The organism is Embleya sp. NPDC059237, assembly GCF_042754105.1.
In the GTDB taxonomy this organism is placed as follows: Bacteria; Actinomycetota; Actinomycetes; order Streptomycetales; family Streptomycetaceae; genus Embleya.
Genome location: NZ_JBHZAE010000001.1, coordinates 726,329 through 752,276 on the forward strand (window position 1 = coordinate 726,329; position 25,948 = coordinate 752,276).

A 25,948-nucleotide genomic window follows, 5' to 3' on the forward strand; every position below is an offset into this window, starting at 1 on the left:
ACATGGCACAAAAGGCGTTCATCGTCGGCGTCGGCATGACCAAATTCGAGAAGCCGGAGAGCCGCGACTGGCAGTACTGGGACATGGTCAAGGAGGCCGGCGGCAAGGCGCTTGCGGACGCGGGCGTCGGCTACGACAAGGTGGAGCAGGCCCCGGTCGGCTACTGCTTCCAGGCGTCCACCGCCGGTCAGCGCGCGGTGTACGAGCTGGGCCTGAGCGGCATCCCGGTCTACAACGTGAACAACAACTGCGCGACCGGCTCCAGCGCGCTGATGATGGCCCGTCAGTTCGTCGCCGGCGGGCTGAACGACTGTGTGCTCGCGATCGGCTTCGAGAAGATGAAGCGCGGTTCGCTCGGCGGGGGCGGCGAGGGCGACTTCTCCACGTCGCCGGTGGCCCGGCACTACAAGATCATGGGTGACGCGCACGGGTTCTCGATGACCGCGCCGCCGACCGCGCAGATCTTCGGCAACGCGGCGCGCGAGCACATGGCACGCTACGGCACCACCGCCGAGCAGATCGCGCACGTGGGGGTCAAGAACCACCGGCACTCGGTGAACAACCCGTACGCGCAGTTCCAGGTCGAGTACTCGCTCGACGAGGTGCTGGCCGCCAAGGAGATCCACTCGCCGCTCACCCGGCTGCAGTGTTCGCCCACCTCCGACGGCGCCGCCGCGGCGGTCGTGGTCAGCGAGCGCTTCGTGCGCGAACACGGCCTGGAGGAGCAGGCGATCGAGATCCTGGCCCAGTCGATGACCACCGACACCGAGGAGAGCTTCGCCTCGAACAGCTGCATCGACGTGGTCGGCAAGCCGATGTCGGCGGCGGCCGGGCGGCAGGTCTTCGAGCAGTCCGGCCTGGGGATCGAGGATGTCGACGTAATCGAGCTGCACGACTGCTTCTCGATCAACGAGATCCTCACCTACGAGGCGCTGGGCATGTGCGGTGAGGGCGAGGGCGGCAAGCTGGTCGCCGAGGGCGCCACCACGTACGGCGGGCGCTGGGTGGTCAACCCCTCGGGCGGGCTGATCTCCAAGGGCCACCCGCTGGGCGCCACCGGGCTGGCCCAAGCCGCCGAGATCAGCTGGCAGCTGCGCGGTCTGGCGGACGCGCGCCAGGTCGCCGACGCCAAGGTCGGGCTCACCCACAACATCGGGCTCGGCGGCGCCGCGGTGGTCGGGTTGTACCGGCGCGGACAGTTCTGACGCGGGCGGCCCCGGTGCGGGCCGCCTTTTCGGTCCGGCGGGTGCGCCCTCGGGGTCGCACCCGCCGGACCGGCTACGCGCTGTCGGTGCCCGGGATGGTGGAGAGGTCGGCGGTGGCCGGGTTGCCGGCCGCGTGGTCGGCCCCCGCGTGATGCGCGGGCGCGTGGTTCGCGGTCGTGTGGTTCGTGGTCGGGGTGCCGAGCAGCCATTCGGCCAGGAGGGCGCGCTCGGTGTCGTTGAGGTAGAGGCGGGCGTTGGCGCACAGCGTCTCGACGTTGCGCAGGAAGGCGACGGCGAGGTCGTCGGCGGAGGCGACCGGGTGTGCGGTGGAGGACCAGTAGCCGGAGTAGACCAGGCCCGTGGTGACGAACGCGATCGCCTTGCGGGCGATGGTCTGCATCCGCTCGGCACAGCGGTCGCGGACCGCGCCCGAGGTCTGGTTGCCTTGGAAGCCGTTCTCGCTGACCTCGGCGTGCAACTCGGCGAAGAGCACGTGGTATTCCTCCGGGGACAGCCGCGGCGCGCCGGTGACCGTGGCCACCCGGTCGATCAGGTCGCGGACCGGCTCGCGCAGGTGGTCCATCCGACCCTGGCCGTTGGGACGAGCCGAGGGCGGCTGATGTCGGGTGCGGTCGTAGATGTACCCGGGTGGGACCCGACTGATCGACAACTTCTCGTCGGTGCCCTGCTCCAGCATCAGTTCGAGCAGCGAGGAGAAGGTGGCCGCGCCGCCCCAGCGGGTGCGGGTGACCTGCTCGCGACCGACCTGTTGCAGCACCGAGTGGGCGAGGGTGGCGAGCACGATCGGCTCCTCGGAGCCGTCGAGTTGCTCGCGTACGTGCGCCATCACCTGCTCGCGCACCCCCTCGTCGGCCGGCGCCACGTCGATCTCGTCGCGCAGCGCCCGCTCGATGAACTCCTGGTCGCTGATCACCACGTCGCCCGCGGCGACATACGCCTGGGCGGCCGGACCGCTGGCGATCACCATCGTGCGCCGGTCGTGGCTGCGCAGCCGCAGCAGGACCGGAGTGAAGTCCGCGTCGGCGCTCATGATGATCACCTCGTCGAACCTGGTCGAGTGCTGGAGCGTGTCGAGTACGTCCATCACCATGTGGATGTCGGCACTGTTCTTGCCCCGGCCCGTCAGCGGCGGGCAGTCGATCACGCGAAAGGCCGACCGCGTGAAGAACGCCCGGTAACGGTCGTGCATCACCGGGTTGAGATAGCAGTTGCGGACGAGCAACGATCGGCGCAGGCCGCGCTCGGTCGCCTCGTTCTCCAACCACTCCAACCACTGGGACGGTTTGCGGGCGAAAATCTCCGCGGACGCGCGGTCCGTCTCCCGCAGTCCGCTGTAAATATTGTCAAAGTCAAGGAAAAGTGCGCTGCGAATTCTGCCTGGTATGCCCGAATCCATACTCATGTCCATGCCTGCCTCCCCCGATGCGTACGGCTTCAATCTGTCCGACGCGTCACGTGCGGGCAAGCGAGGCCACATTCGGTGCGGTTCCGGTCCGGTATCGATCTTGGCCGTCTTCCGATCCGCGCGCACGCGGGTTAGGTTGCGCCAAGCAGAAGCTTGATCGTGCCATGTAGGTGCGTCGGTCGGTTTGTCCACCCGTGTATCCATCCACCCATTCATCCGTCCGCCTATCTGTCCGTCCGTCTGTCCGTCCGTCCGTCTGTCCGTTCGTTTTGTCTGTCTGTCCGTCAGGAGTCCTGTCGTGTCTGGACGTTGGAGCACCACACTGGACGCACTGCTACGCGAGCGGGCCGGGGATCACAGCGCCGGTCTGCGCGACGAGGACCGGGCGTGGACCTGGGCCGAGGTGGTCGCGGAATCAGCGAGTCGAGCCGCCCTGCTGCGGGCGCTGCGGGTCGAGGGTCGACCGTGGCACATCGGGGTGATGCTGGAGAACGTGCCCGAGTTTCCGCTGCTGCTCGGCGCCGCGGCGCTGTCCGGCGCGGTGATCGTGGGGCTCAACCCGACTCGGGTCGGGACCGAGTTGGCGCGCGACATCGACCACACCGACTGCTCGCTCGTCCTGACCGACGCGGCGCATCTGGAGCAGCTGCGCACCGCCGCGCCGGACTTCCCGGCGGACCGGCTGCTGTGCGTGGACGATCCGGCCTGGGCGCGGGCGCTGGAGCCGTACGCGGGGGTCGAGCCGCCGGTCGAGCGGCCGGGGGTCGAGGACACGTTCATGTTGATCCTGACGTCCGGGACGACCGGGCACCCCAAGGCGGTGATCTGCTCGCAGGGCAAGATTGCCGGGCAGGGGGCGAGCGTGGTGGCCATGGAGCGGTTGGACGGGACGGACGTGGCCTACTGCGCGATGCCGCTGTTCCACTCCAACGCGGTGGTCACGTGCTGGGCGCCGGCGCTGGCGGCCGGGGCGGAACTGGTGCTGCGGCGGCGGTTCTCCGCGTCGGGATTCCTGCCGGACGTGCGGCGGTTCGGGGTCACCTACGCCAACTACGTGGGCAAGCCGCTGTCGTACATCCTGGCCACGCCCGAGCGCCCCGACGACGCGGACAACCCGCTGACGCGCGTGTTCGGCAACGAGGGCGGGCCGCAGGACGTCGAGCGCTTCGCCCGACGCTTCGGCTGCACGGTGCGGGACGGGTTCGGCTCGACCGAGGGCGGGTTGTCGTTCAGCCCGGTCCCGGACATGCCGCCGGGCGCGCTGGGCCGGCCGAACGGCGACATCCGGATCCTGAACCCGGACACGCGCGAGCAATGCCCGCCGGCCACCTTCGACGCGGCGGGCCGGATGACCAACACCGAGGCGGCGGTCGGCGAACTGGTCAACGTGGGCGGCGCGGGCACCTTCGAGGGCTACTACAACAACGCGGCGGCGACCGCGCAGCGCATGCGCGACGGCTGGTACTGGAGCGGCGACCTCGCCTACCGCACCGAGGACGGCCTGGTCTTCTTCGCCGGCCGCACGGGGGAGTGGCTGCGCGTCGGCGGGGAGAACTTCGGCGCGGCACCGGTCGCCCGAATCCTGTCCCGGCACCCGGACGTGGCGGTGGCGACGGTGTACGGCGTCCCCGACGAGGCGGCGGGCGACCAGGCGATGGCGGCCCTGGTCCTGCGCGAGGGCGCCACCTTCGACCCGGCCGCCTTCGCGGGCTGGCTGGCGGCCCAGCCGGACCTGTCCCGCGCCTGGCACCCGCGCTACATCCGGATCGCCGACGCACTCCCACAAACCAGCACGAACAAGATCCTCACCAGAGTCCTGACCCGCCAAGCCTGGCACACGGCCCCCGACCCCATCTGGTGGCGCGACCCCAGAGGGGACCCAGCCACCCCATACCGCCCCTTCACCGAATCCGACCGCAAAACCCTGGAATCAGCCTTCACCGCCCGAGGCCGCACCCACATCCTGTCCCTGATATCCAGAGAGGCCTGACACCCCCGCCCTCCACCCAACCCGAGGCCCACAGACGTCCGGCGCATGGCCGAGGCGGGTAGCGCAGTGGTCCGCCCCCGGCGCGCGGGACTCCAACCGCCCGAAGCTCCCGTCGAGATGGCCGTGTCGCTCACCGAAAACCGGCCGGCAGCGGAAAGCAGGAGGGTGCTCGGGCCGGTTCTCCGGGGGCCTTCCCGAGTGGGTCGGGCCCTTCCGGCGGGCGTCGCGCTGTTGGTTGCGGACGGCTGGTGTGGGGCTTGTCCGAGCCGCTGATGGGCCGCCGCCGGCGTTCGGGGCTCCGAGACTCCGGCTTTCGGTGAGACGAACGTGTCGCTTGGCGAAACCTGGCCGGCAGCGGCGGGCAGGGAGGGTGGTCGAGTTGGGCTCCCGAGGGGCTTTCCCGGGTGGGTCGGGCGTTCCCGGCGGGCGTCGCGCTTCGGGTTGCGGGTGGCTGGTGCGGGGCTTGTCCGGGTCGGTGATGGGCCGCCGCCGGCGTTCGGGGCTCCAAGACTCGATATTCCCGGCGAGGCGGGCGTGTTGCTCGGCGAAAACCGGCCGGCAGCGGCGGGCAGGGAGGGTGGTCGAGTTGGGCTCCCGAGGGGCTTTCCCGAGTGGGTCGGGCGTTCCCGGCGGGCGTTGCGCTGTTGGTTGCGGGTGGCCGGTGCGGGGCCGGTCCGAGTCGGTGATGGGCCGCCGCCGGCGTGCGGGGCTCCAAGACTCCGGGCTTCCGGCGAGGCGGGTGTGTTGCTCGGCGAAAACCGGCCGCCAGCGGCGGGAGGGAGGGGACTCGGGTCGAATCCGCCGGGGAGGCTTCTCAAGCGGATCAGGACATTTCGGTGGCGTTGGGGAGGAGTTGGGGTTCGAAACCGGATCTCGGCGGGGTGGTTGTGGGCTTCGAGCTTCGGTGACCTGCGGTTTTGCGGGATCGGCGCGGAAAGTTGAGCGCCGAGTGCCGGTTTCGTGTGCTCCAGCCCCCTCAACGCCGGCGTGAAGACCAAAACCGGATCCCGATGCACCCCAAACAGCCCCCGCCTGCACCGACCTGCGGTTTTCTCTCACTCCGAGGCAACCGCACCCCACACGATCCGAGTTCGTGAACCTTCGTCACCCACATACCCACCGCATCCCGAAGCGCCCCGACCCATTCAGGAAGGTCACCCGCCAGACTCGACCCGACCGCCCACCCTCCCCGCCGCTGCCGGCCGGGTTTTGCCAGGCAATGCACCCGGCTCGTCAGGACCCCGGAGTCTCGGAGCCCCGAACGCCGGCGGCGGCCCACCACCGACTCGGACCAGCCCCGCACCAGCCACCCGCAACCAACAGCGCAACGGCCGTTGAGAACACCTGACTCACCCGGGAAGGCCCCTCGGGGAGCCCGACTCGACCACCCTCCCTCCCCGCCGCTGCCGGCCGGTTTTCGCCGAGCGATGCGCCCGCCTCGCCGGAAGCCCGGAGTCTTGGAGCCCCGCACGCCGGCGGCGGCCCACCACCGACTCCGGCCAGCCCCGGACCAGCCCACGCAACCAACAGCGCAAAGCGCGCCGAGAACGCTCGACCCCCTTGGGAAGGCGCCTCAGAGGACCCGACCTGACCACCCTCCCCGCCCCTGCTGCAGGCCGGTTTTCGCCGAGCAAGATGCCCCTCTCGTTGGGAGCCGCCGTCTCGGAGCCCCGCACGGCCGGCGGCGGCTCACCACCGACTCTGATCAGCCTCGCACCGGCCACCCGCAACCCGAGGCGCGACGCCCGCTGGGAACGCCCGGCCCGCTTGGGGAGGTTCCTCGGCGGACTCGACCCGACCGTCCGCCTGCCCGCCTTCGGCTCAGATCAGCCCCGCACCGGCGCCCCGCGACCGGAAGTGCAACGCGAGCCAGGACCAGCCTGGCCCACTCGGGAAGCCTCGTCGGCGAACCCGATCCGACTATGCGTCAGCTTCCGGCGCCGGCAGCATGACTTCATGGATGCTCTCTCGCACCTTGCTTCGTTTGCCCTGGTTGCGGGGCTGTTGACGGTTGTGCCGGGGCCGGATACCGCGATTGTGTTGCGGGCGGCGCTGGTTCGGGGGAATCGGCACGGGTTCGCGACCGCGCTTGGCATAGGGTCCGGGACGTTGGTTTGGGGTGCGGCTGCGGCGGCCGGTGTTTCTGCGGTGCTGACCACATCTCAGGTTGCGTACACGAGTCTGCGCGTTGTCGGTGCCTGCTACCTGCTTTGGCTTGCTTACGGATTGCTGCGGGCTGCGTGGGCGAATCGCTATACCGAGGTCGACGTCGACGTCGAGGCCACCTCGGCGGTCGGTGCCAAGGCCGCCCCCGGGTTGTGGTCGGCGTGGGGGCGCGGCGTGCTCACGTCGTTGACCAATCCGAAGGTCGGCGTTTTCTATATGGCGATGATCCCGCAGTTCATTCCCTCCGGTGCCCCGCATCTGGCCTTCGGGATACTGCTCGCCCTCGTCCACGACATCGAGGGCATGGTGTGGTTCGCGGCGATCATCCTCGGCGCGAACAGCCTGCGCGCGAGGCTGCGCCGGCCGCGTTTTCGGCGTGCGCTCGATGCGTCGACCGGTACGGTCATCGCCGGCTTCGGCGTCACGCTCGCGGTGGCCGACAACTGACCATCGGCCGTACCCCGGCTGCTCGCCGGCCCTCGGGTTTTCGGCCTCGGCCGCGAGGGTGGTCCGGTGTGCGTAGGTGTCACAGGCCCCAGAACCGGCCCTGGAGGCCCACCGAGGTGAAGTATGTGGCTGCCGACGCCGGGTCTCGGCGTTCGTAGCCTCGGTGCATGCGGCCCTCGTACCAGTGTTCGGCCAGGCGCCACAGCTTGGTGAGGTCGAGGACGTAGCCCCGGGTCTGGCCGGTGCGGGCGAGCCAGTGATCCACGCAGCCCTCGTCGCAGAACAGCCGCTGGTTGCCACACGCGTGCACCACGTCGTCCCACAACATCGTGATCGGGACCAGGAAGTGCGCCACCTCGTCGCCCTTCGGCGGCTCGTCGATGCCCACGTTCCAGGCCAGTGCCCCCTCGCACCCCGGACATCGGGTCGCGACCAGCACCTCCTCGCCCACCAGGTGCGGCACGGCGAAGGAATCCCATGCGCAGCCGCCCCACCACAGCGTGTGCCGCCCCATCACCGAGAAGCCCAACGGCACCGCGCTGAACGGATGCGCCATCACGATCGCGTCGTCGCGCAGCACGATGTGCCGCTGCTCGTGCAGGGCCCGCAACCCCGCACGCACGGTCGGCTCCGACACGCCCAGCGTCGCCGCCAATTCCGCGTCGGAGGGCGCCCGCCCGGTGTCGGCGAAGCCCCGATAGACGGCCAGCCGCAACTGTTCGACGCTCACGAGGCCGCCTCCCGCTCCGGTGCGGCCGAGACCGGCAGATCCCGGGGCTCGACGGCGGCCGGGGCCTCGGCCGCCCGCGCGGTGGGCAGAACGGCGACCCGCTCGCGCCTGGACTGGCGGATCGCATCGAACGTGAGCACCACGAGTGCGATCCACACCAGACCGAACCCCGCCCACCGGGCCGCCGGCATGGGCTCGTGGTTGACCGCCACGCCGATCCCGAACTGGATGATCGGAGCCAGGTATTGCAGCATGCCGATCGAACTGAGCGGCACCGAGTTGGCCGCCACCGCGAAGCACAGCAGCGGGATCACGGTGATCACGCCCGCGCCCATCAGCATCAGCGCCTGCGGTGCCCCCTCGTGCCCGTACGTGCCCTCGCCGGTCCAGGCCAACCAGGTCAGGTAGCCGAGCGCGGGCAGGAACATCACCGCCGTCTCGACCGCGAGCGAGTGGGTCGCGGGGAGGTTCATCCGCTTCTTGACGTAGCCGTAGGTGGCGAACGACGCGGCCAACGTGAGCGCGATCCACGGGACCCGGCCGTAGGCCACGATCAGGACCACCACCGCGGCGACCCCCAGCGCCACCGCGGCCCACTGAATCCTGCGCAGGCGCTCGCCGAGGACCACGACACCGATGCCGATCAGTACCAGCGGCGTGATGAAGTAGCCCAGCGAGGTCTCCACGACCTGGTCGTGGTTGACGCCGTAGATGTACGTGCCCCAGTTGATCGAGATCATCACGGCAGCCACGGTCACGGTGATCAGCTTGCCCGGGGTGCGGGCCAACTCGCGGATCCACGACCACTGCCGGAGCACCGCGAGCAGGACCAGCATGCACAGCAGCGACCAGGCCATCCGGTGGGCCAGGATCTCGACCGGGCCCGCAGGCTTCAGATGTGGCCAGAAGAGGGGGAACAGGCCCCACATGACGTAGGCCGCCATGCCCAACAGCAAACCGCGACGTTCTGCACCCATGGTGCCGACCGTACTGGCCGAGTGGCCTGCCGTCAGGAGCCAATTCCGAAGAGGTGGACCAGCAGCCGCCGCGCAGGCGGCCGATCCGAGACATCAGTCGCCCTCCCGACTCAGCTCCTCCCACCGGGCCACCTCCTCCCGGCGGGCCCGGTCGAGCTCGGCGATCATGTCGTAGGCCGCGCCGCCCAGGATGATCCGACGCGGCGGCTCGGGCATATCGACGATGCGCAGCAACAGGGCGGCCGCCTTCGCCGGGTCGGCATCCTTCGACTCCCCCCACATTTCTGCCAGTTCGGCGCGCAGCGGCGCGTACACCTCGTTCTCGGTCGTCATGGTCAGGCCCTGGGTGAACAACGTGGTTTCGTAGCCACCGGGTTGGACCAGGGTTACCTTCACCCCGAAGCCCGCCGCCTCCATGGCCAGCGCACCGGACATGTTGTCGAGGGCGCCCTTGCTCGCGCTGTAGAGACCGGTGGCGGCGAAGCCCACGGCCGAGCCCATCGAGCTGATCTGCACGATGTGGCCCGAGCCCTGGTCGCGGAGATGGGGGAGTATGGCCTGGCTGACCCACAGGGCGCCGAAGAAGTTGACGTCGAAGTGGGCCCGGACCTGGGCCTCCGTCACCTCCTCGACCATGCCGATCAGGCCGGCCCCCGCGTTGTTGACGACGATGTCGATTCGCCCGAAGGCGGCCACGGCTCGCGCCACGCCGCGGAACACCGCGTCGCGGTCGGTGACGTCGAGGGTCAGAAGCCGCAAGCGATCCTCGTGCGCGGCGACCAGGTCGGCCAGCGGAGTGACATCCCGCGCGGCCCCGACGACCCGGTCACCGGCGACCAGCGCTGCCTCGGCGAAGGCACGGCCCAGGCCACGAGAGGCACCGGTGATGAACCAGACGCGGGGGTCTCGGGGGACGGCGGCGGTGGTTGCTTGGGTGGCTGTGGCTGTGGCTGTGGCGGCAGTAGGCGCGGTGGTGGTCATGTGCGTGCTCTCTTCCAGGTGGCTGGGGTCGGTGGGGTCGGCCTGGGCGGGCGGTGTGGATGTTGTGGTTGTCGTCATCGGGTTCACCTGGGTCGGTAGCCGGACGAGGTCGCCGCGCGACGACCGGACTGAGGGGGCTGGGGGACGCCGACGCGCCGAGCGCGCCGAAGCTGCGGCCGAGGCGGCACGATCGGCCGGGCGGCCTCGGTGGTGAGTCTTGGAGCCGGGGCACCCGTGGTCCGCATGTCGAGGACCGAGAACGCGTCGGTGACCTCGTGGGCGACGGGTGCGACGGAGAGGGAGAGCCGGGTGCGGAACATGGGTGACAACTCCTTGATTCGTGAGACGAGACGTTGCGTCTCGCTTCCTTTCGTTGAAGCATGCATCGTCGGTGCTGGAATGTCAAGACGAGACGTATCGTCTCGTTCATGCGATACAGTGGGTGCATGACCATCGACGACAGCAGTGACCGCAGCGCGGAGGGTGCGCGTGCCGAGGGTGGATCCGCCGGCAGGCCGAATCCGTCCCGACGCAGCGAACAGTCCCGTCGGGCGATCCTGACCGCCGCCCGCGAACTCGTCTCCGAACTGGGCTTCGCCAAGCTCTCCATCGAGGCGATCGCCGCGCGGGCGGGCGTCGGCAAGCAGACCATCTACCGCTGGTGGGGCTCGAAGGGGGAGGTCGTCTTCGAGGCATTCCTTGCCCTGAGCGACCCGGGGGAGGGCATCGTGCTGCCCGACTCGGGGGATCTCGAGACGGACCTCAAATACCTGATGCGCGAGACCGTCGCGGAGTTCGCCGACCCCGCCTTCGAAGGCCCGATCCGCGCCCTCAACGCCGAGATCATCAACGATCCCAAGCTGGCCAGGCTTTACCACGAAAAAATGGCCGCCCCCGTGGACGAGGCCAAGAAGGAGCGCCTACGCAGCGCCCAACGCGCCGGCCAACTCGCTCCCGACCTGGATCTCGACCTGGCTCTGGAACTCCTCTATGCCCCCCTGTACCAACGCTGGCTACTCCGCAGCGGCCCCCTGACCCCCGAATACGCCGACAGCCTGGTCGACTTGACCCTCAAGGGCCTTCGCCCCTGACTCGCCGAGGACGGTACGCGCATCGATGACCCCGATCGCCACTCTTCGCCAGGGCGAAGAATCGAGATTCGGCCAAATGCGCTGATCAAGGTTGTTACCGTGTTTTGGTGGCCATCTTGGGAGTGTCGTGAAGCGCTCGATCACGCCCGGCAACCCGGCATTCGTTGCCGCCCGGCACCTGCGAAAGTGGTATTCACAGGAGGCTTTTGCCGAAGCGTACGACCGCGTGGCGCGAGCGGAGGGCATCAAGATCTCCATCTCCGTGCGCCAGGTGCGCCGCTGGGAGTCGGCCAACCCGCCTTGGCCGCACCCCGACGCGCGGGGTGTTGACCGCGATGTTCGGACTGTCGCTGGAGGATCTGGGTTTCCGAGCGCCCTACGATCTGGCTGCCGTCGAGCGAGCTGCACTGGCTCCGCGTGATGCGAGTGGCATGGAGCGGGAAGACGATGCGGGTTGGCGCAACCTCCTGGATGACATCCCCGAGCGCCTGGGGCAGCTGATCCGGCTGGAGAAGGATGCGATCTCGCTGCGGTCCTACGAGACGTTGATGATCCCCGGATTGCTTCAGTCGCCTGCCTACGCGTTGTCGGCGGCTCAGATGCGCAACCCCACGATTCCCAGCTCGGCTGCGTACGAAAGGGTGCGGATCCGGATGCGGCGATCGGAACGGTTGATGCGTTCCGGCCGACCTGCCTCATTCATCGTCTCCGAGGCGGCTCTGCACCAGCCGATCGGCGGACTCGCGGTACTCGCCGACCAGATGGGGCATCTCCTGGCGCTGGCTTCGGAGGACCCTCAGGTGTCGATTCAGGTGCTTCCGCTCGGCGCGGCCTTCGTGGTGCCGTCGCCGTGCCTGCTTTTGGAGATGTCGCCCGGCCGGGTAGTCGCGTGGCTGGAACAACCGACCGGTTCTGTGCTGGTGGAATCCCCCGATGATGTGATGTCCTTCCGGGCAGTCTTCGAGCGCCTGTCCACGACGGCTCTGCCGACCGTGACTACGCTCGAACGCATCGACGAGCGGAGACGGGCACTATGCACGGCGGTCGAGGTGGCAGCGCACCAGGCTGGCGCACCTCTTCGTACACGGACACCGACAACTGCGTCGAGGTCGCGGTTCTGGGAGCCGTTGTCGGGGTGAGGGACAGCAAGGTCGTCGACTCCCCGGTGCTCGCCGTGCACCCGGCGGCGTGGGCCGGTCTTGTGGAGCGCGCCGGTGCGCGCGTCGTGACGGCTATCCGCTGACCTGCACGCACTGGTTCCCGGTCGTGGGCGCATGCATGGCGCCGAGCGCCGTGAGCGTCCAGTAGTGCTTGCCCTCGGCGTCCTGGGTGGAGGCCGGCGCGATCCTCATGACGTACGCCTTGATCTCCTCGGGCTTTTCCCGGCAACGGGTCAAGAGGAAGTTGAACGCCCCCCGGTAGGAATCGAGGTCCGGACGCTGGGGCGCGCCCGCGTCGGCGTCGCGCATTGCCGTCACCCAGGTGGTGACCGTGGCGTAGGGCGCACCCGGTGCCTGCGTGGTGGGCGCCGCCGAGCGGGTCTGCGGCAACGGCGGCGCGTCGGTCACGAGGACGCCGCCACCCGGCAGCGTCGGCGGGCGGGACTGCGCCGTGGGAGACGAGGTCGCGCCCGGCGCCCCACCGCCCGATGAGCCGGTGGACGACACCGCGGTACTCCGGGCGGCGGACGAGCCATCGGAGTCGCCCGAGCCGCATCCGGCCACGAGCAGGGCCATCGCCAGCACGGGCCACGCCGTACCACGCTTCGATATGTGCATCGGCACAACGTAGTGGCGCCGTGCCGGTCCCGTTCGGGTTCGGCCTTGTTCGTCGAATCGGTATTCGTCGTTGCGACTCGGCATTGTGCCTTGTGGGCGTTGCCGCTCCGGCGTCGCGCCCCCCCTGTGTCGGCGTTTGGTGCCGCACCCTCCCCGACTTCCGTCCGCGGTGCGGATCTCGGTTGACCTTCGAGCTCGCGGTCCGGCCGCCGACCTGCTTCATGGCGTCGGCGCGGCACGGGTCGCAAGGGGTGCCGATGTGGATCGCGTTGCCGCCGTCGCGTCAGGCGTCCGGGGCCGCCCCGACCGGTGTCCGGGCCGTCCCGCTGGGCGCCCCGGTCGTTCCGCCCATGCTCGGACCATCCCGCCCCGCGCCCGGGTCGCCCTGCCTGTGTGGCGAGCCATCGCGCCCCGCGCCCGGGTCGCCCTGCCTGTGTGGCGAGCCACAGCGCCCGCGCCCGGGTCGCCCTGCCTGTGTGGCGAGCCACAGCGCCCGCGCCCGGGTCGCCTCGCCCGTGTGGCGAGCCACCGCACCCGCGCCCGGGTCGCCCTGCCTGTGTGGCGAGCCACAGCGCCCGCGCCCGGGTCGCCTCGCCCGTGTGGCGAGCCACCGCACCCGCGCCCGGGCTGTCCTGCCTGTGTGGCGAGCATCCCGCCTGTGCCCCGGGGCGTCCGGCCCGTGCGGCGAGCCCCGCGCCCGCGCCCGTGTTCGTCGCGCGCCGCCGCTGTGCGGCGCGTTGTTTTCGAGGGCTCGGGGCCGGGGCGATGTGGGTGCCTGTCCTGGGTTGCCGGTGGTGATGGTTGGGTGGGCTTCGGCGATCGAGCGCCAGGAAGTCGAGTGCCGACTTTGGGGATTGGGCCGCGTCCGGGATCCGAGTGGGGTATTCGTCGAGGGCTGGGCAGGCCGACGGTCCGGAAGGCGTTCAATCGCGGGTCTTGTCCGGTCCGTGGCCTGGGTGGATTGTGCTCCGGGCCCAGGGTCCATGATTGCTGACGGAGCGTCACATCGGGTGGTGGAAATTGGGGATTGGGGGTGCGGTACCGTCACGGACGGTGCCGAATTGTTATTTGACGGCCCGTCAGATTTCTCCTTACCGTGGCCGTACATCCACGTCTGGATCAAGGAAAACGACGCCACCCCGCTCCCGGGACGGCGTGCCTTGTGCTTCCCGAACGCAGGAGCGTCCCGTGCGAACCGTGAACTCCACACCCTTCTCAACCCGCCTGCTGCGCCGATCCGGCGTGGTCGCGGGACTCGTCGGCCTGACGCTCGGCGCCACCGCCTGCGGCGGCGACGACGACGCCGGCAGCGGAGCCTCCGGCTCGATGACGGTGCTCATCACCCAGGAGGCCAAGGGCATCGACCCGGTCATGACCACGGTGTCCTCCCTGACCGGCGGCAACCAGGCCGCGGCCGTGTTCGACATGCTCTTCTGGATCAACCCCAAGACCGGCAAGGCCGAACCGCAGATCGCGGAGAGCGCGACCGCCGCCGAGGGCAACTCGGTGTGGACGATCAAGCTCAAGCCGAACGTGAAGTTCTCCGACGGCACCGCCTTGGACGCCGAGGCGGTCAAGTTCAACTGGGAGCGGCACGCCGATCCCGCGAACCGGTCGGTACAGTTCACCGCTGTCAAGGGGATGAAGTTCGAGGCGGTCGACGGGCTCACCGTCAAGGTCACGCTGCCCGCGCCGAACGCCCACTTCGACCTCGTCGTGGCGCACAACCTCGCGTTCATCGGATCGCCCACGGCGATCCGCTCCGACCCGAAGCTGTTCGCGCAAAAGCCGGTCGGCGCGGGCCCGTTCAAGCTCAAGACGTGGATGCGCGACTCGCAGCTCACGCTGGAGCGCAACAACTCGTACTGGGGCCAGGGCAAGCCCGCGCTCAAGGAATTGATCTTCAAGCCGGTGATGGACCAGAAGCAGCGGCTGGCCGCGCTGTCCTCGGGCCAGGCCCAGCTGATGACCACCGCGCACTTCCCGTCCACCGAACAGGCCCGCAAGGACGGCATGACGGTCACGCTCGACCCCAAGAGCGGTGGCTTCATGACCATGTTCGACACGTCCAAGCCGCCGTTCAACGACCCGCGCGCCCGCCGCGCGTTCGCGTTGATCATGAACCCGGACGACCGCAACCAGACGATCCAGGGCTCGCCGGGCCAGACCCTCAAGGGCCTGTTCCAGCCCGCGTCGCCGTTCGCGAACCCGGAGGCCGTGTACGCGACCAACAACCGGGTCGAGGCGCAGAAGCTGCTCGACGAACTGGCCGCCGAGGGCAAGTCGTTGAACTTCACGTACACCACCAACAGCAGCGCCAGCGCGCGACTGACCGCCGAGTATTGGCTCACCCAGATCGGCAACATGAAGAACATCACGATGAAGACCGAATTCCTCGAGGGAGCGGCCTACATCCAGAAGGTGATGATCAACAACGACTTCCAGGCCTCGGAGTTCGTGATCACCTTCGACGAACCGGAGCCGGTGCTCTACAACTTCACCCACTCGAAGGGTCCGGAGAACCGCACCAAGTGGAACAACCCCGCGGTGGACAAGGCGCTCGACGACGCCCGCAACAGTGACGACCCGGCGGTGCGCAAGGCCGCGTACCAGACGGTGCAGGCCGAGATCGTCAAGGATGTCCCGTTCTTCGCCTACGAGAAGTCCTTCGCCGCGGCGGTCCAGGGGAAGAGCGCCAAGATCGACGGCCTGTCGCTGTTCGAGGACGGCCTGATCCTGTTCGACCGGATCGCGCTCAAGTAGCCCCGCCCACGGCGACCGGGCGCGCGGGCAACCGGGCCGACGGCGGGATCAGGATCGGATGAGCGGGGCGTCGGGGGCGTACGAGGTGTACGCCCCCGACGCCGTCTCGCGTGATCGGCCCGCCCCGCCCCGCCTCAGGCCCGCGCCGCCCGGATGAACAACGCCTCCGCGTCCGCCACCAGTTCGCCCCCGGCGTACGAGCGCGCGGTGACCCACGCCTTGCGGCCCTCGACCCGGGTGACGCCCGCCTCGTAGTCGATCCGCGTGTACAGCGGCGTCGCCCGCCGCATCCGCACGGTCAGCGACACGGTCATCCCGAGTGCCCCCGCGCCGGACTGGGCGCAGCCCATCACCTCGTCGAACGCCGCCGCCACGATGCCGCCGTGCACCCGCCCGTTGGGGCCCTCGAACGCGGCGCCGAACGTCGCGTGCGCGCGCACCAGCGGACCGTCGCCGGTGATCGACATCGGCGGGGCGATCGGGTTCGCGGCGCCGATGAACGGGCTGCGCTCGTGCAGGGCCAGGTCGCGCGAGGTCGGTGTGCGCTCGCCCACACGGGTCAATGCGGCGATGCGATCCGCCAAATCTGATACATCGTCAGCTACGCTTTCGAGCATGGCCTCGGCGTCGTGCGGGTCGACCGTCTTCACCGCCTCGATCAGGCGGCGGGTTGCCTCGGCCAGGCGGTGTCGGGCCGCGCGGCCCGCGCTGTCGGGGTCCGGGCGCGGCGTCCAGGTCAGGCGCAATTCGCGCAGTACGTCGGCCGGTACGGGCGGCGGCTCGGCGGCGGCGTCCGCGGCTTCGGGGGCGGCGGCGGTCATGACGGCTCCCGGGGTGACGTGATCCCGGCCGCAGCCGGGCGAATGGCCGATCATTGCATGTAAAAAGAACGAGTTCTAGTTTTGGGCGGGTGGCGCGGTCCGGGTGGTCGGCGCCATCGCAGTCCGGAGTCACCGGTCATCATCACAGCCACACCAGAGGAGACACCATGCCGATCGACGCCGCGAAGGCCACCGGAGCAGAGCCCCGCACGGGTGAGATCGCCTGGTCGAACAAGGACGTGATCCTCTACCACCTGGGCCTGGGCGCGGGCACGCCCGCCACCGGCGCGGACGAGTTGCGCTACACGTACGAGAAGAACCTGCACGTGCTGCCCACGTTCGCGACCGTGGCCGGCACCAAGGTGGGCGGCAGCCTCTCCTCGCTGCCCGGCATCGACATCAACCTGCGCGCGGTGCTGCACGGCGGCCAGGAGATCGTGGTGCACAACCCGCTGCCGGCCAAGGCCAAGGGCGTCAAGGCGACCAGCCGGGTGGCCGACGTGTTCGACAAGGGCAAGGCCGCGGTGATCGTGCTCGAATCGTCGGCCGAACTCGAGGACGGCACCAAGCTGTACGACTCCCGCGCCGAGATCTTCGTCCGGGGCGAGGGCGGCTTCGGCGGCGAGCGCGGTCCGGCAACGAAGATCGACGTACCGGAGCGCCCGGCCGACCACACGATCGATGTGGCCACCAGCGCCGACCAGGCGCTCCTGTACCGCCTGTCCGGCGACTGGAACCCGCTGCACGCGGACCCGGACTTCGCCAAGGCGGCCGGCTTCGACACCCCGATCCTGCACGGCCTGTGCTCGTACGGGCTGACCCTGAAGGCCGTCGTGGACAACGTCCTGGGCGGCGACGTCTCGCGGGTCAAGCGCTACCGCACCAAGTTCGCCGGCATCTTCTTCCCCGGCGAGACGATGCGGGTGCGGGTCTGGGAGGAGGACGGCAAGCTGCTGATCAACACCTGCGCCGTCGAGCGCGACGAGGCGATCGTGCTGTCCGACACGGTGGTGGAGTACAGCGCCTGACGGCGCGCCACGGGCACGAGGCGGATCGCCTCCGCCTCGTGCCCGTGCCCGACCCGCTGTCGTCCGGGCGGGGTCAGCGCCCCCCGAGTCCGGTCTCGGCGATCAGCAGCGGACTGTCCGGTGCCGGCTGCCCGGGCTCGCCGTAGGCGGTGCTCACGACGGCGATCCGGTATGGCGCCGGGTCCGCGCGGATCGCGGACCAGGTCGTCGTGCCGCACAGCGTCGCCGGCAAGCCCTCGGTGATTTGCAGTGCTCGTCCCGGCATATTCGTGATCGGGCCGAAGGACTTCGTGGAGAACGCGCGCATCGGCGATTCGGGTGGCGACGGGACGAAGGGCCCACCCACAATGATTCCGTCGCGCAGGATCAGCGCGCGCCCGTCGACGTGGGCCGGCCCGAGATTCGGTGGCGACGCGCTTCGGATCTCGTACGCGACCTGCGGCGCCGTTCGCTGGGGCGGATTCTCCTCCACCGATACGATCCGCAGCGAAGTTCCCGGCAGCGCCGACACCGGCCGCACCGGTAGCGGCTTCCCGCATTCGAAGTTCAGTGGTCCGCGCACGATATCCGGCGGCGCCGAGGCCGCCGGGCGTTCGTTTCCGCTCGTCCCACCACCCACCGCCACCGTCGTCCCCACCACCGCGCAAACCGTCAGGGTCGCCGCTGTCGTGATCGCGGCGCGCCGCCGCCGCACTCTGCGTCGACCCGCTCGCGCCAGATCGTCCGGGCGCAATTCCAACGGGCCGGCGCCGGCGGCGAACTCGTGCAGGGCGTCGGTGATGCGTGCTTCCTCAGGCTCCATGACCCACCTTCTCCGCTGTCGTGTCAAGCTCGCGGAGCAGGTCCGCGAGTGTCCTCCTGGCGTCGTGCAGATGGCGCTTGACCGTGCCCTCGCCGCACCCCAACTCCTCGGCGATCTGGGTCACCGAGCGGTCCTCGTAGTAGCGAAGGACCACGCACGCGCGTTGCCGCGGGGACAGGCCGAGGAGCGCGTCGCGAACGGTGAGCCGCACCGCGGCGTTGGAACCCTCGTCCCCGGTGGGCTCCGTCGGCATCACGAACAGCGGTCGGACCCGCAACCAGCGGGTGCGCCGGCGTGTGCCGTCCATCACCAGGTTCAGGATCGCCTTGCGGACGTAGGACTCCAGATGCTCCACCGACCGGGCCCGTCGGGTGCCCAGTGCCCGCACCAGCGCCTCCTGGACGAGGTCCTCCGCGAGCGACGCGTCGCCGCACAGCAGGTACGCGTAGCCCTTGAGTACCGTCCCGCGTGCGGCCAACAGCCGGGCCAACGCCGTACCGTCGGCGTCGCCGTCCTTCGACGTGCCTGCCATCCGAGCCCCCTTTCGTTCCGCCCCCCGACCGCCATGTGATGTGACGTACAGGGGTGAGGTTTCGTTGGGGGAGCTGCATGCCTTTCGTCCCGCAGCGGGGGCGGATACCTTGACCGTGTCATTGGTCTTGAGTCAAAACAGGAACACGTTATAGTTCTTGACCGAGCCAAGTATTGGTGCAGGAAAGACGAGGAGCCCCCATGCGCGCAGCGGTTCTGCACGAGACCGGCCAGGACAAGCTCGACGTTCGCGACGACGTCGAGGCGGTGGGCATGGGCCCGGGGCGCGTGCGGGTCAAGCTGCACGCGACCGGTGTATGCCACTCGGACCTGTCCGCGATGACCGGGGTCCTGCCCCAGCCCGCGCCGTTCGTACCCGGCCACGAGGGCGCCGGCGAGGTGGTCGAGGTCGGCGACGGCGTGAGCAGCGTCGCGGTCGGCGACCGCGTCATCATCTGCTGGGCGCCGCCGTGTGGCGCCTGCAACTACTGCCGCGGCGGCCAGTCCAACCTGTGCCTGGCCGGGTTCATGAACGCCGGCAACCAGAACTTCACCTTCGGCGGCACCCCGTCGTACGGCTTCACCGGCACCGGCACCTTCGCCGAGGAGGTCGTCGTCGCCGCGCCGTGCGCGGTCAAGGTCGCCGACGACGTGCCCTACGAGATCGCGGCGCTGATCGGCTGCGGTGTCACCACCGGCGTCGGCGCGGTGTTCAACAGCGCGCGCATCCAGCCGGGCGCGTCCTGCGCGGTGATCGGCGCCGGCGGCGTGGGCATCGCGGTGATCCAGGGGCTTCGCGCGGCCGGCGCCGCCGACATCGTGGCGATCGACCCGGCCGAGTCCAAGCACGTGTGGGCGAAGAAGTTCGGCGCCACGCACGCGATCACCCCGGACCAGGCCGCGGACGCCAAGCGCGACCTGACCGCCGGCCAGGGCTTCGACTACGTCTTCGAGGTGGTCGGCAAGTCGTTCACCGCCCGCAGCGCGTATGAGCTCACCCGCCGCGGCGGCGACGTGATCATCGTCGGCGCGGGCGCGATGGACGACAACGTCTCGTTCAACATGTTCGAGCTGTTCTTCGACCAGAAGCGCATCATCGGCAGCATCTACGGCGGCGGCGACATCGTCTCCGAGTACGAGCGGATCACCAAGCTGTGGCGCGCCGGTCGGCTCGACCTGGAGGCGATGATCACCCACCGCCTCACCCTCGCCGACATCAACGACGCGTTCGACCTGATGAAGAGCGGCGAGTCGATCCGCACCATCGTCACCCTCTGACGAAGCGCACCGAAAGCACTCGGCAGCACCTCGCAGCACCCGGCAGCACCCCGCAGCACCCACAAGCCCACACCAAGCGGCGCCGTAATCCGCAACCCGCCCACCCGACACACCGGGTGGGCGGGTGGGCAGACCAATGCCCGAGCCAACCCACACGCGACCGCGGCAAAGCCACCGACCCCACGGGAGAATCCGCATGACCACGTCGCTGGATGGCAAGGTCGCCGTAGTCACCGGCGCCGGTCGTGGCCTCGGCCGCGCCGAAGCCCTCGAACTCGCGAAGCAGGGCGCGGCCGTCGTGATCAACGACTTCGCCCCCGAAGGCAGCCCCAACCCCGCCGACGACGTCGTCGCCGAGATCGTCGCGGCCGGCGGCAAGGCGGCCGCGCACCGCGGCGACGTCTCCGACTTCGACGCGGCCGGCAAGCTGATACAGCTCGCGATCGACACCTTCGGCTCGATCGACATCGTGGTCAACAACGCGGGCATCCTGCGCGACCGGATGATCTTCTCGATGACGGAGCAGGAGTGGGACTCGGTCCTGGCGGTGCACGCCAAGGGCCACTTCAACACCACCCACCACGCCTCGAAGTACTGGCGGGAGAAGTCCAAGGCGACCGGCGGCGCGGTGTACGCGCGGGTGATCAACACCGCGTCCGAGGCGTGGCTGGCCGGTTCGGCCGGGCAGCCGAACTACGCCGCCGCCAAGTCGGCGATCGTCGGGCTGACCATGTCCACCGCCAACGCGCTGGTCAAGTACGGCGTACGGGCCAACGTGATCTGCCCGCGGGCGCGGACGAGCATGACCACGCACGTGTTCGGGGAGAGCGCGGGCGCGCTGGCCGAGGGCGAGCTGGACCCGCTGGCGCCCGAGCACGTCGCGCCGCTGGTCGCGTACCTGGCCAGCCCGGCCGCCGAACAGGTCACCGGGCAGGCGTTCGTGGTGCACGGCGGCTTCGTCGCGGTGATCGAACGCCCCACTCTCCAGGCCAAGTTCGACTCCAAGCAGGCCACCTTCACGCCGGAGGAGCTGGACCAGGTGCTCTCCGCGCACTACGCCGACCGCAAGCTCGGCGCCGGCTACACCGCGGACGACCTGCTGTTCCTCAAGCGCGACCCGCGCTGACTCCGAAGCGCGGGGCCGGAGGTGGCGCGATCACCTCCGGCCCCGCCTTTCGCCCGCACCGTTGACACGTGTCGTGCCGCGAGGGTCGCCTCTCGGGCCGCACCGAGAAGGGGTTCCCCGTGCTGACCTCCGCCGACGACTTCCCGATCCACCAGACGCCCGAGCCGGTGGCCACACCTGCCACCTCGGACCGCAACGCCTACGACCGCTACTGGTTCAACGGCTACGACCGCGACGGCGGGTTCTACTTCGCCGCCTCGCACGGCCTGTACCCGAACCGGTTCGTCGCCGACGCGCACTTCACGATCGGGATCGACGGTGTCCAGCACAGCCTGCACGCGTCCCGGCGGGCGCCGCTGGACCGATTCGACCTCACCGTCGGACCGATCGGCATCGAGGTACGCACACCGCTGAAGGTGCTGCGCCTGTACGTCGAGCCGAACGAACACGGCCTCGGCTGTGATCTGACGTTCACCGCCCGCGCCGCGGCGATCGAGGAGGAGCGCACCACCACCCGCAACGGCCACCACGTGATCATGGACTCGACCAGGCTGACCCAGCTCGGCGTCTGGTCGGGCACCATCACGCTGCCCGGCGGCCGGGTCCTCGAGATCGACCCGGCGACCACCCTCGGCACCCGCGACCGCTCGTGGGGCGTACGCCCGGTCGGCGAGCGCGAGGAGGGCGCGCCCAAGCCGTTCAACCCGATGTTGTGGTTGTGGACGCCGATCCACTGGGCCGACGAGGTCAGCCTGTGGGCCTCGTTCGAGCGCGCGGACGGGCGGATGTACCACGTGGACGGCAAGCGGGTGGCGGCCACGCCGCTGGGCGCGGCCCCGGACCCGGCCGCCGTACCGCTGCCCGAGGACGAGCCCGCGTTCGCCAAGCTGACGCCGCATCGGCACGCGCTCACATGGGTTCCGGGCACGCGGCGGATCGAGGGTGGCGAGTTCCACATGACGGACGAGAACGGGGAGCCGTTCGCATACCGGATCGAGCCGATCGGCGCGCGCGGACTGCTCGCCGGGCTCGGCTATCTGCACCCGGAGTGGGGGCACGGCGTCTGGCAGGGCGAGCTGAAGGTCGGCTACGAGAGCTGGGAGCTGGACAAGGTGGACCCGCTCCGGTTCGACCGCCAGCACCAGCAGCAGGTGATTCGGGTGACCGAACTGACCGGCGCGGGCCGGGTCGGGGTCGGTGTGGTGGAGCAGTTGTTCTTCGGGCCGCATGTGCCGTACGGCTTCAAGGAGATCCTCGACGGGTACGCGGGCTGACCCTGGGTCAGGTCCGGCGCGGTGCGCCCTCCGCGATCCTGGTCGGCTTCTCGAACCAGCCGCCGGCGTCGGCGGGTCGGTGCTCCCACGCGCCGACCAGGTCGCGGTACAGCGGTGCGCGGGCGAGCAGTTCGTGGTGGGTGCCCGGGATCGGCCGGTTGCCGTCCATGAGCAGGACGCGGTCCGCGCGGCGGGCCGAGTCGATCCGGTGCGCGATCACCACCAGGGCGCCCGCGCGCGTCGCGAACGCGGCCTCGGCCAGCGCCTCGGCGGGCGGATCCAGGTGGCAGGTGGCCTCGTCGAGGATGACGAAGCGGGCGGGGGAGAGGTACGTCCGCGCCAGCGCGATCAGTTGGCGCTCGCCTGCCGACAATGTGCCAGGGTCGGCGAGGTGGGCCTCGTAGCCGCCGAGCCGGGCGACCAGTTCGGCGGCACCGACCAGACGCACCGCGCGGTCCAGGTCGGCCCGGGAGACGTCGGGGTCGAGGTAGCTCAGGTTCTCGTGGACGGAGCCGGCGAAGACGTACGCCTCCTGCGGGACCACCGCGATCGTATTCCGAAGCGTGGCCTCCGGATGCGCGGCAAGGGGGCGGCCGGCCAGCGACACGGTGCCCTGATCGGGCGTCAGCAGGCCGGCGAGCAGCGCCGCGAGGGTGGATTTGCCGATCCCGCTGGGGCCGACGACGGCCAGGTGCGAACCGGCGTCGAGGGTCATCGACAGGTCGCGGACCACCGGTTCGGCGAAGGGGCCGTAGGCGAAGGTGACGCGGTCGAGGACGAGGGGGCCGGGGGCGGTGGCGGGTGACGGGATCCGGGTGGGGCCTGTCGTGTTCGGGGCCGCCGCGCCGGGAGTCGCCGGGTCCGGAGCCGCCGGATCCGTGGCCGCCGCGCCTGCCTGGGCCAACCGCCCTGCGACCACGAGGAGTTCCAGCAACCAGCCGCCCACGGTCGCGGTCGCGGCGCGTACGGCGGGCTCCAGATGCTGGGCCAGATAGAGCGCGGCGCCCGCCACCTCGCCGGTACTGAGCATGCCCTCGCGGACCAGCCACGGGGCCGCGATCAGCACGGCCAACAGCGGGAGTTGGCCGCCCAGGGCGACCACGAGCAGGCGTACGGACGAGGCGCGCGCGAGCAGCCTGGTCGCGCGCGCCTGGGCGTCGGCGGCGGCGCCGATCTCGGCGGCCACCCGCTCCTGGGCACCGCAGGCCACCACGTCCCGGAGCCCGGCCACGGTGTGGGCGGTGCGGATCGCGATGCGCTCGTCGGCGAGTACGAGTTTGCGCCGTCGCCTGGCCAGTGGGGGCAGCAGGCGGACGAACAACCAGGTCGCGAGGGCGAGCGGGATCAGCACGAGCGGGAGCAACACGGGGGCGAGGAGGGCGAGTCCGAGCAGGGCGGCGACGATGGTCACGCCGAGCTGGCGCAGCGTGCGCAGCAGCGAGGCGGTCAGATTGCGGCAACTCTCCACCTGCTCGGTGAGCCGGGCCACCGCCGCGTCGGCGCCGCGGCCCGCGTCCGGCCGTCCCGACGTCGCGTCGAGCACCGCCGAGGTCACCACCCGCCGGACCAGGGTGTCCCGGAAGGGCTCCACCACGTCCGCCAGATGCGGGAACATCGCGTAGGTGGCGGCGGCCCGGATCAGCATCGCCAACGCGAGTACGCCCAGGAGCACGAACCCCACGCCGGGCCGCCCGACCAGGAACCCACGATCGAGCGCGGCGGCCAGCAGCGCCCCCGACAACAACGCCGGCACCCCCTCGGCCACCGACCACCCCAGGACCCGCCCCAACGCCGCCCGCCGCTCCCGCAACGCCTGCATCAACAACCCCCGCCCGGCGCGCAGTCCGCCGCCGTAGGGGCCGGCGCTGTGTCGCCTTCGGCGCTCGGGGGCGGTCGTGCCTGGGGGCGGTGTCGACGCCGCCTCTTCGGCGCGGGCGGCCGGCGGCTCATCGGTGTCGGGCCGTGCCGCGAGCGGCGTGGCGGAGTCGGGCGTTACCGCGTGGGGCGTCGCCGTGTCGCCGATCGCTTCGCTCGGATCATGTTGTGATGCCGGATCGGGGCCCTGGGTCCGGCTCGGCCGGTCGCCGCCGGGCTCGGCCGGCCGGCCGTCGTTGCCCGCCATGTCGTCGCCCGCCGTGTCGTCGAGCCCGACATCGGCGGGGTCGGCCGACGCGGGGTCGTTGGGGGTGGATGGGCGCCAAGGTTCGTGCGGGCGGTTCAGGCGGTTCGGTCGGTGCGGTGCGGGGAGGGCGAGCGGCTGCGCGGCCCCCTCGTCGCGAACGCCGTTCGACGGATCGAGAGCGCCGGCCGCTGCGGACCGGGGCGTTGCGAGGAGGGCGTCCGGTGGCGGGGAGGAAGGAGCCGAGCCGTCGTCGGGCGGTGCGGCGGGTCGATCTTCGGGAAGTGCGTTGCGCGCAAGCGCGTTTCGGATGCCGCGCACCGATTGTTTGCGCGGCTTGCGGCGTCGGCCGCCGCTTCGTCGGGTGGGTGTCGGGCGGTCGCCGTCTTCGGCGCGGGCCGGATCCGGGGCCGGGGCACGGCCCACGCGCCGATGCCGACGGGGTTTGCGCGCGGAGGCATCGGGCGGGAGCGGCGGCTGCGCCGAGCCGGTCGCCGGCTCGTCTTCCGGGGAGGCGACTTGGGGTCGACGGTCGGTCGGGTGCGGGTGGTGGGGGTCCAGGCCCGACTCGACCTCACCACCAGCGGGGTCGGCCTCGACCAAGTCCGCAGGTTGCGGCCCCCCGCCCGGTACGTCGCCCGCCGGCTTCGACCCCCGAACCCGCCAACGCCGTCCCGGACGAACCTCCTCCGGGCGGGTTTCCGAACCGATCGTGTGGCCCGGAAGCCCCACCTCCGCCCGCTGCCGCCGCCCGTCCGCTCCACCCATGCCCAGGATCCGCCGCTGCCTTTCGGCCGCGTCTCCCGAACCGACCGCCGGAGCTACCGCCGACACCGGCTCGCCGTCGGCACCCAACTCCGACGTGCCCGGCACCTGTTGCCGCTTGCCACTCCAGGCACGCCGCCGACGGTCTCCATCGGCTTTCCGCGCCGCGTCACCGCGCGTGGGCTCCGCACCCGAGGCCGAAGCGGCCGCCACAGCTTCCGCCGAACCCCCCTGCGGCCCCGTGCGCGAGATGCGTCGACGGCGGCCCGTAGGCGTCCCTACCGTGTCCCCTCGGGTGGGATCCCCGCCCGGGTCCGGGGCGGATGCGGGGCCTTCCTCGCCTGCGGCCGGTTCCCGGTGCGGGTCGGCGCGCGGCCTGTGCCACCTGCGGCCCGGGTCGGGCGTTCCCGCCGTGTCGCCTCGGGTGGGGTCCACGCCCGGATCCGAGGTGGGTGCCGGACCTTCCTCCGCTGCTGCTGCCGCCGGCTCTTGGCACGGGCTCGTGCGCGGCCTGTGCCACCTGCGGCCCGGGCCGGGCGTTCCCGCCGTGTCACCTCGGGTGGGGTCCACGCCCGGATCCGAGGTGGGTGCCGGACCTTCCTCCGCTGCTGCTGCCGCCGGCTCTTGGCACGGGCTCGTGCGCGGCCTGT

General features: G+C 70.7%; 21 protein-coding genes. 11 read left to right on the forward strand and 10 right to left on the reverse strand.

The genetic code is table 11. The features are described from left to right. Positions 1-2 precede the first annotated feature (2 nt). A complete protein-coding gene (locus tag ACFXKZ_RS03255) occupies positions 3-1,205 on the forward strand; it encodes a lipid-transfer protein (RefSeq protein ID WP_078975061.1) in 1,203 nt (400 codons plus the stop codon). Between the two features lie 73 nt (positions 1,206-1,278). Here the strand turns inward: ACFXKZ_RS03255 and ACFXKZ_RS03260 are convergent, their stop codons facing one another. Next, positions 1,279-2,634, reverse strand: coding sequence for an NYN domain-containing protein (locus tag ACFXKZ_RS03260; protein ID WP_379995827.1), 1,356 nt, complete (start codon positions 2,632-2,634; stop codon positions 1,279-1,281). A 295-nt stretch (positions 2,635-2,929) separates the two neighbouring features. Here ACFXKZ_RS03260 and ACFXKZ_RS03265 point away from each other — a divergent pair, with 295 nt between their 5' ends. Further along, the gene (locus tag ACFXKZ_RS03265; protein WP_379995829.1) at positions 2,930-4,621 is read left to right on the forward strand and encodes a long-chain-fatty-acid--CoA ligase; all 1,692 of its coding nucleotides are present in this window, start codon (positions 2,930-2,932) and stop codon (positions 4,619-4,621) included. A 1,956-nt stretch (positions 4,622-6,577) separates the two neighbouring features. Continuing rightward, entirely contained in the window at positions 6,578-7,234 is a 657-nt protein-coding gene (locus ACFXKZ_RS03270; RefSeq protein WP_379995831.1) for a LysE family translocator, read from the forward strand. A 79-nt stretch (positions 7,235-7,313) separates the two neighbouring features. Here ACFXKZ_RS03270 and merB read toward each other — a convergent pair whose 3' ends face one another. The 4 genes from merB to ACFXKZ_RS03290 form a co-directional block, all read right to left on the reverse strand. After that, positions 7,314-7,964: an organomercurial lyase gene (gene merB, locus ACFXKZ_RS03275; RefSeq protein ID WP_379995833.1), complete on the reverse strand. Its 651-nt coding sequence runs from the start codon at positions 7,962-7,964 to the stop codon at positions 7,314-7,316. Beyond that, positions 7,961-8,941, reverse strand: coding sequence for an EamA family transporter RarD (rarD, locus tag ACFXKZ_RS03280; protein WP_379995835.1), 981 nt, complete (start codon positions 8,939-8,941; stop codon positions 7,961-7,963). Before rarD ends, merB begins: the two co-directional genes overlap by 4 nt. Positions 8,942-9,034: 93 nt before the next feature. Continuing rightward, positions 9,035-10,000, reverse strand: a complete 966-nt coding sequence (locus tag ACFXKZ_RS03285; protein ID WP_379995837.1) for an SDR family NAD(P)-dependent oxidoreductase — start codon at positions 9,998-10,000, stop codon at positions 9,035-9,037. A gap of 5 nt (positions 10,001-10,005) precedes the next feature. Next, positions 10,006-10,242: a hypothetical protein gene (locus ACFXKZ_RS03290; protein ID WP_379995839.1), complete on the reverse strand. Its 237-nt coding sequence runs from the start codon at positions 10,240-10,242 to the stop codon at positions 10,006-10,008. A gap of 126 nt (positions 10,243-10,368) precedes the next feature. On the opposite strand from ACFXKZ_RS03290, the gene ACFXKZ_RS03295 reads away from it, so the two are divergent. The 3 genes from ACFXKZ_RS03295 to ACFXKZ_RS03305 all read left to right on the forward strand — a co-directional run bounded on the left by ACFXKZ_RS03295 (position 10,369) and on the right by ACFXKZ_RS03305 (position 12,256). Then, positions 10,369-11,013, forward strand: coding sequence for a TetR/AcrR family transcriptional regulator (locus ACFXKZ_RS03295; RefSeq protein WP_379995841.1), 645 nt, complete (start codon positions 10,369-10,371; stop codon positions 11,011-11,013). 335 nt (positions 11,014-11,348) lie between these two features. Beyond that, a complete protein-coding gene (locus ACFXKZ_RS03300; RefSeq protein WP_379995843.1) occupies positions 11,349-12,152 on the forward strand; it encodes a DUF5753 domain-containing protein in 804 nt (267 codons plus the stop codon). Then, positions 12,131-12,256 carry a DUF397 domain-containing protein gene (locus tag ACFXKZ_RS03305; protein ID WP_379997278.1) on the forward strand — a complete coding sequence of 42 codons (126 nt, stop codon included), beginning with the start codon at positions 12,131-12,133 and terminating at the stop codon, positions 12,254-12,256. Before ACFXKZ_RS03300 ends, ACFXKZ_RS03305 begins: the two co-directional genes overlap by 22 nt. Here ACFXKZ_RS03305 and ACFXKZ_RS03310 read toward each other — a convergent pair. Continuing rightward, the gene (locus ACFXKZ_RS03310; RefSeq protein ID WP_379995846.1) at positions 12,246-12,791 is read right to left on the reverse strand and encodes a hypothetical protein; all 546 of its coding nucleotides are present in this window, start codon (positions 12,789-12,791) and stop codon (positions 12,246-12,248) included. The genes ACFXKZ_RS03305 and ACFXKZ_RS03310 overlap by 11 nt on opposite strands. 1,197 nt (positions 12,792-13,988) lie before the next feature. On the opposite strand from ACFXKZ_RS03310, the gene ACFXKZ_RS03315 reads away from it, so the two are divergent. Beyond that, positions 13,989-15,554: an ABC transporter substrate-binding protein gene (locus ACFXKZ_RS03315; protein WP_379995848.1), complete on the forward strand. Its 1,566-nt coding sequence runs from the start codon at positions 13,989-13,991 to the stop codon at positions 15,552-15,554. A gap of 134 nt (positions 15,555-15,688) precedes the next feature. On the opposite strand, the gene ACFXKZ_RS03320 is transcribed toward ACFXKZ_RS03315, so the two are convergent. Beyond that, positions 15,689-16,375, reverse strand: coding sequence for a PaaI family thioesterase (locus ACFXKZ_RS03320; protein ID WP_379995850.1), 687 nt, complete (start codon positions 16,373-16,375; stop codon positions 15,689-15,691). Between the two features lie 167 nt (positions 16,376-16,542). Between ACFXKZ_RS03320 and ACFXKZ_RS03325 the strand changes: the two genes are divergently transcribed. Further along, positions 16,543-17,403, forward strand: a complete 861-nt coding sequence (locus ACFXKZ_RS03325) for a MaoC/PaaZ C-terminal domain-containing protein (RefSeq protein WP_379995852.1) — start codon at positions 16,543-16,545, stop codon at positions 17,401-17,403. Between the two features lie 73 nt (positions 17,404-17,476). Here the strand turns inward: ACFXKZ_RS03325 and ACFXKZ_RS03330 are convergent, their stop codons facing one another. Both ACFXKZ_RS03330 and ACFXKZ_RS03335 read right to left on the reverse strand, forming a co-directional pair. Further along, on the reverse strand, positions 17,477-18,097 hold the full coding sequence (locus ACFXKZ_RS03330) for a hypothetical protein (protein ID WP_379995854.1): 621 nt from the start codon (positions 18,095-18,097) through the stop codon (positions 17,477-17,479). Between the two features lie 97 nt (positions 18,098-18,194). Further along, a complete protein-coding gene (locus ACFXKZ_RS03335) occupies positions 18,195-18,737 on the reverse strand; it encodes a sigma-70 family RNA polymerase sigma factor (RefSeq protein WP_379995856.1) in 543 nt (180 codons plus the stop codon). A 200-nt stretch (positions 18,738-18,937) separates the two neighbouring features. Between ACFXKZ_RS03335 and ACFXKZ_RS03340 the strand changes: the two genes are divergently transcribed. The 3 genes from ACFXKZ_RS03340 to ACFXKZ_RS03350 all read left to right on the forward strand — a co-directional run bounded on the left by ACFXKZ_RS03340 (position 18,938) and on the right by ACFXKZ_RS03350 (position 22,414). Continuing rightward, a complete protein-coding gene (locus tag ACFXKZ_RS03340; RefSeq protein ID WP_379995859.1) occupies positions 18,938-20,014 on the forward strand; it encodes a Zn-dependent alcohol dehydrogenase in 1,077 nt (358 codons plus the stop codon). Between the two features lie 196 nt (positions 20,015-20,210). Next, the gene (locus ACFXKZ_RS03345) at positions 20,211-21,140 is read left to right on the forward strand and encodes a 3-oxoacyl-ACP reductase (protein ID WP_078975047.1); all 930 of its coding nucleotides are present in this window, start codon (positions 20,211-20,213) and stop codon (positions 21,138-21,140) included. Positions 21,141-21,259: 119 nt separating this feature from the next. Further along, the gene (locus ACFXKZ_RS03350) at positions 21,260-22,414 is read left to right on the forward strand and encodes a hypothetical protein (protein ID WP_379995861.1); all 1,155 of its coding nucleotides are present in this window, start codon (positions 21,260-21,262) and stop codon (positions 22,412-22,414) included. A 7-nt stretch (positions 22,415-22,421) separates the two neighbouring features. Here ACFXKZ_RS03350 and ACFXKZ_RS03355 read toward each other — a convergent pair whose 3' ends face one another. Next, the gene (locus ACFXKZ_RS03355; RefSeq protein ID WP_379995863.1) at positions 22,422-24,536 is read right to left on the reverse strand and encodes an ATP-binding cassette domain-containing protein; all 2,115 of its coding nucleotides are present in this window, start codon (positions 24,534-24,536) and stop codon (positions 22,422-22,424) included. Positions 24,537-25,948 lie beyond the last annotated feature (1,412 nt).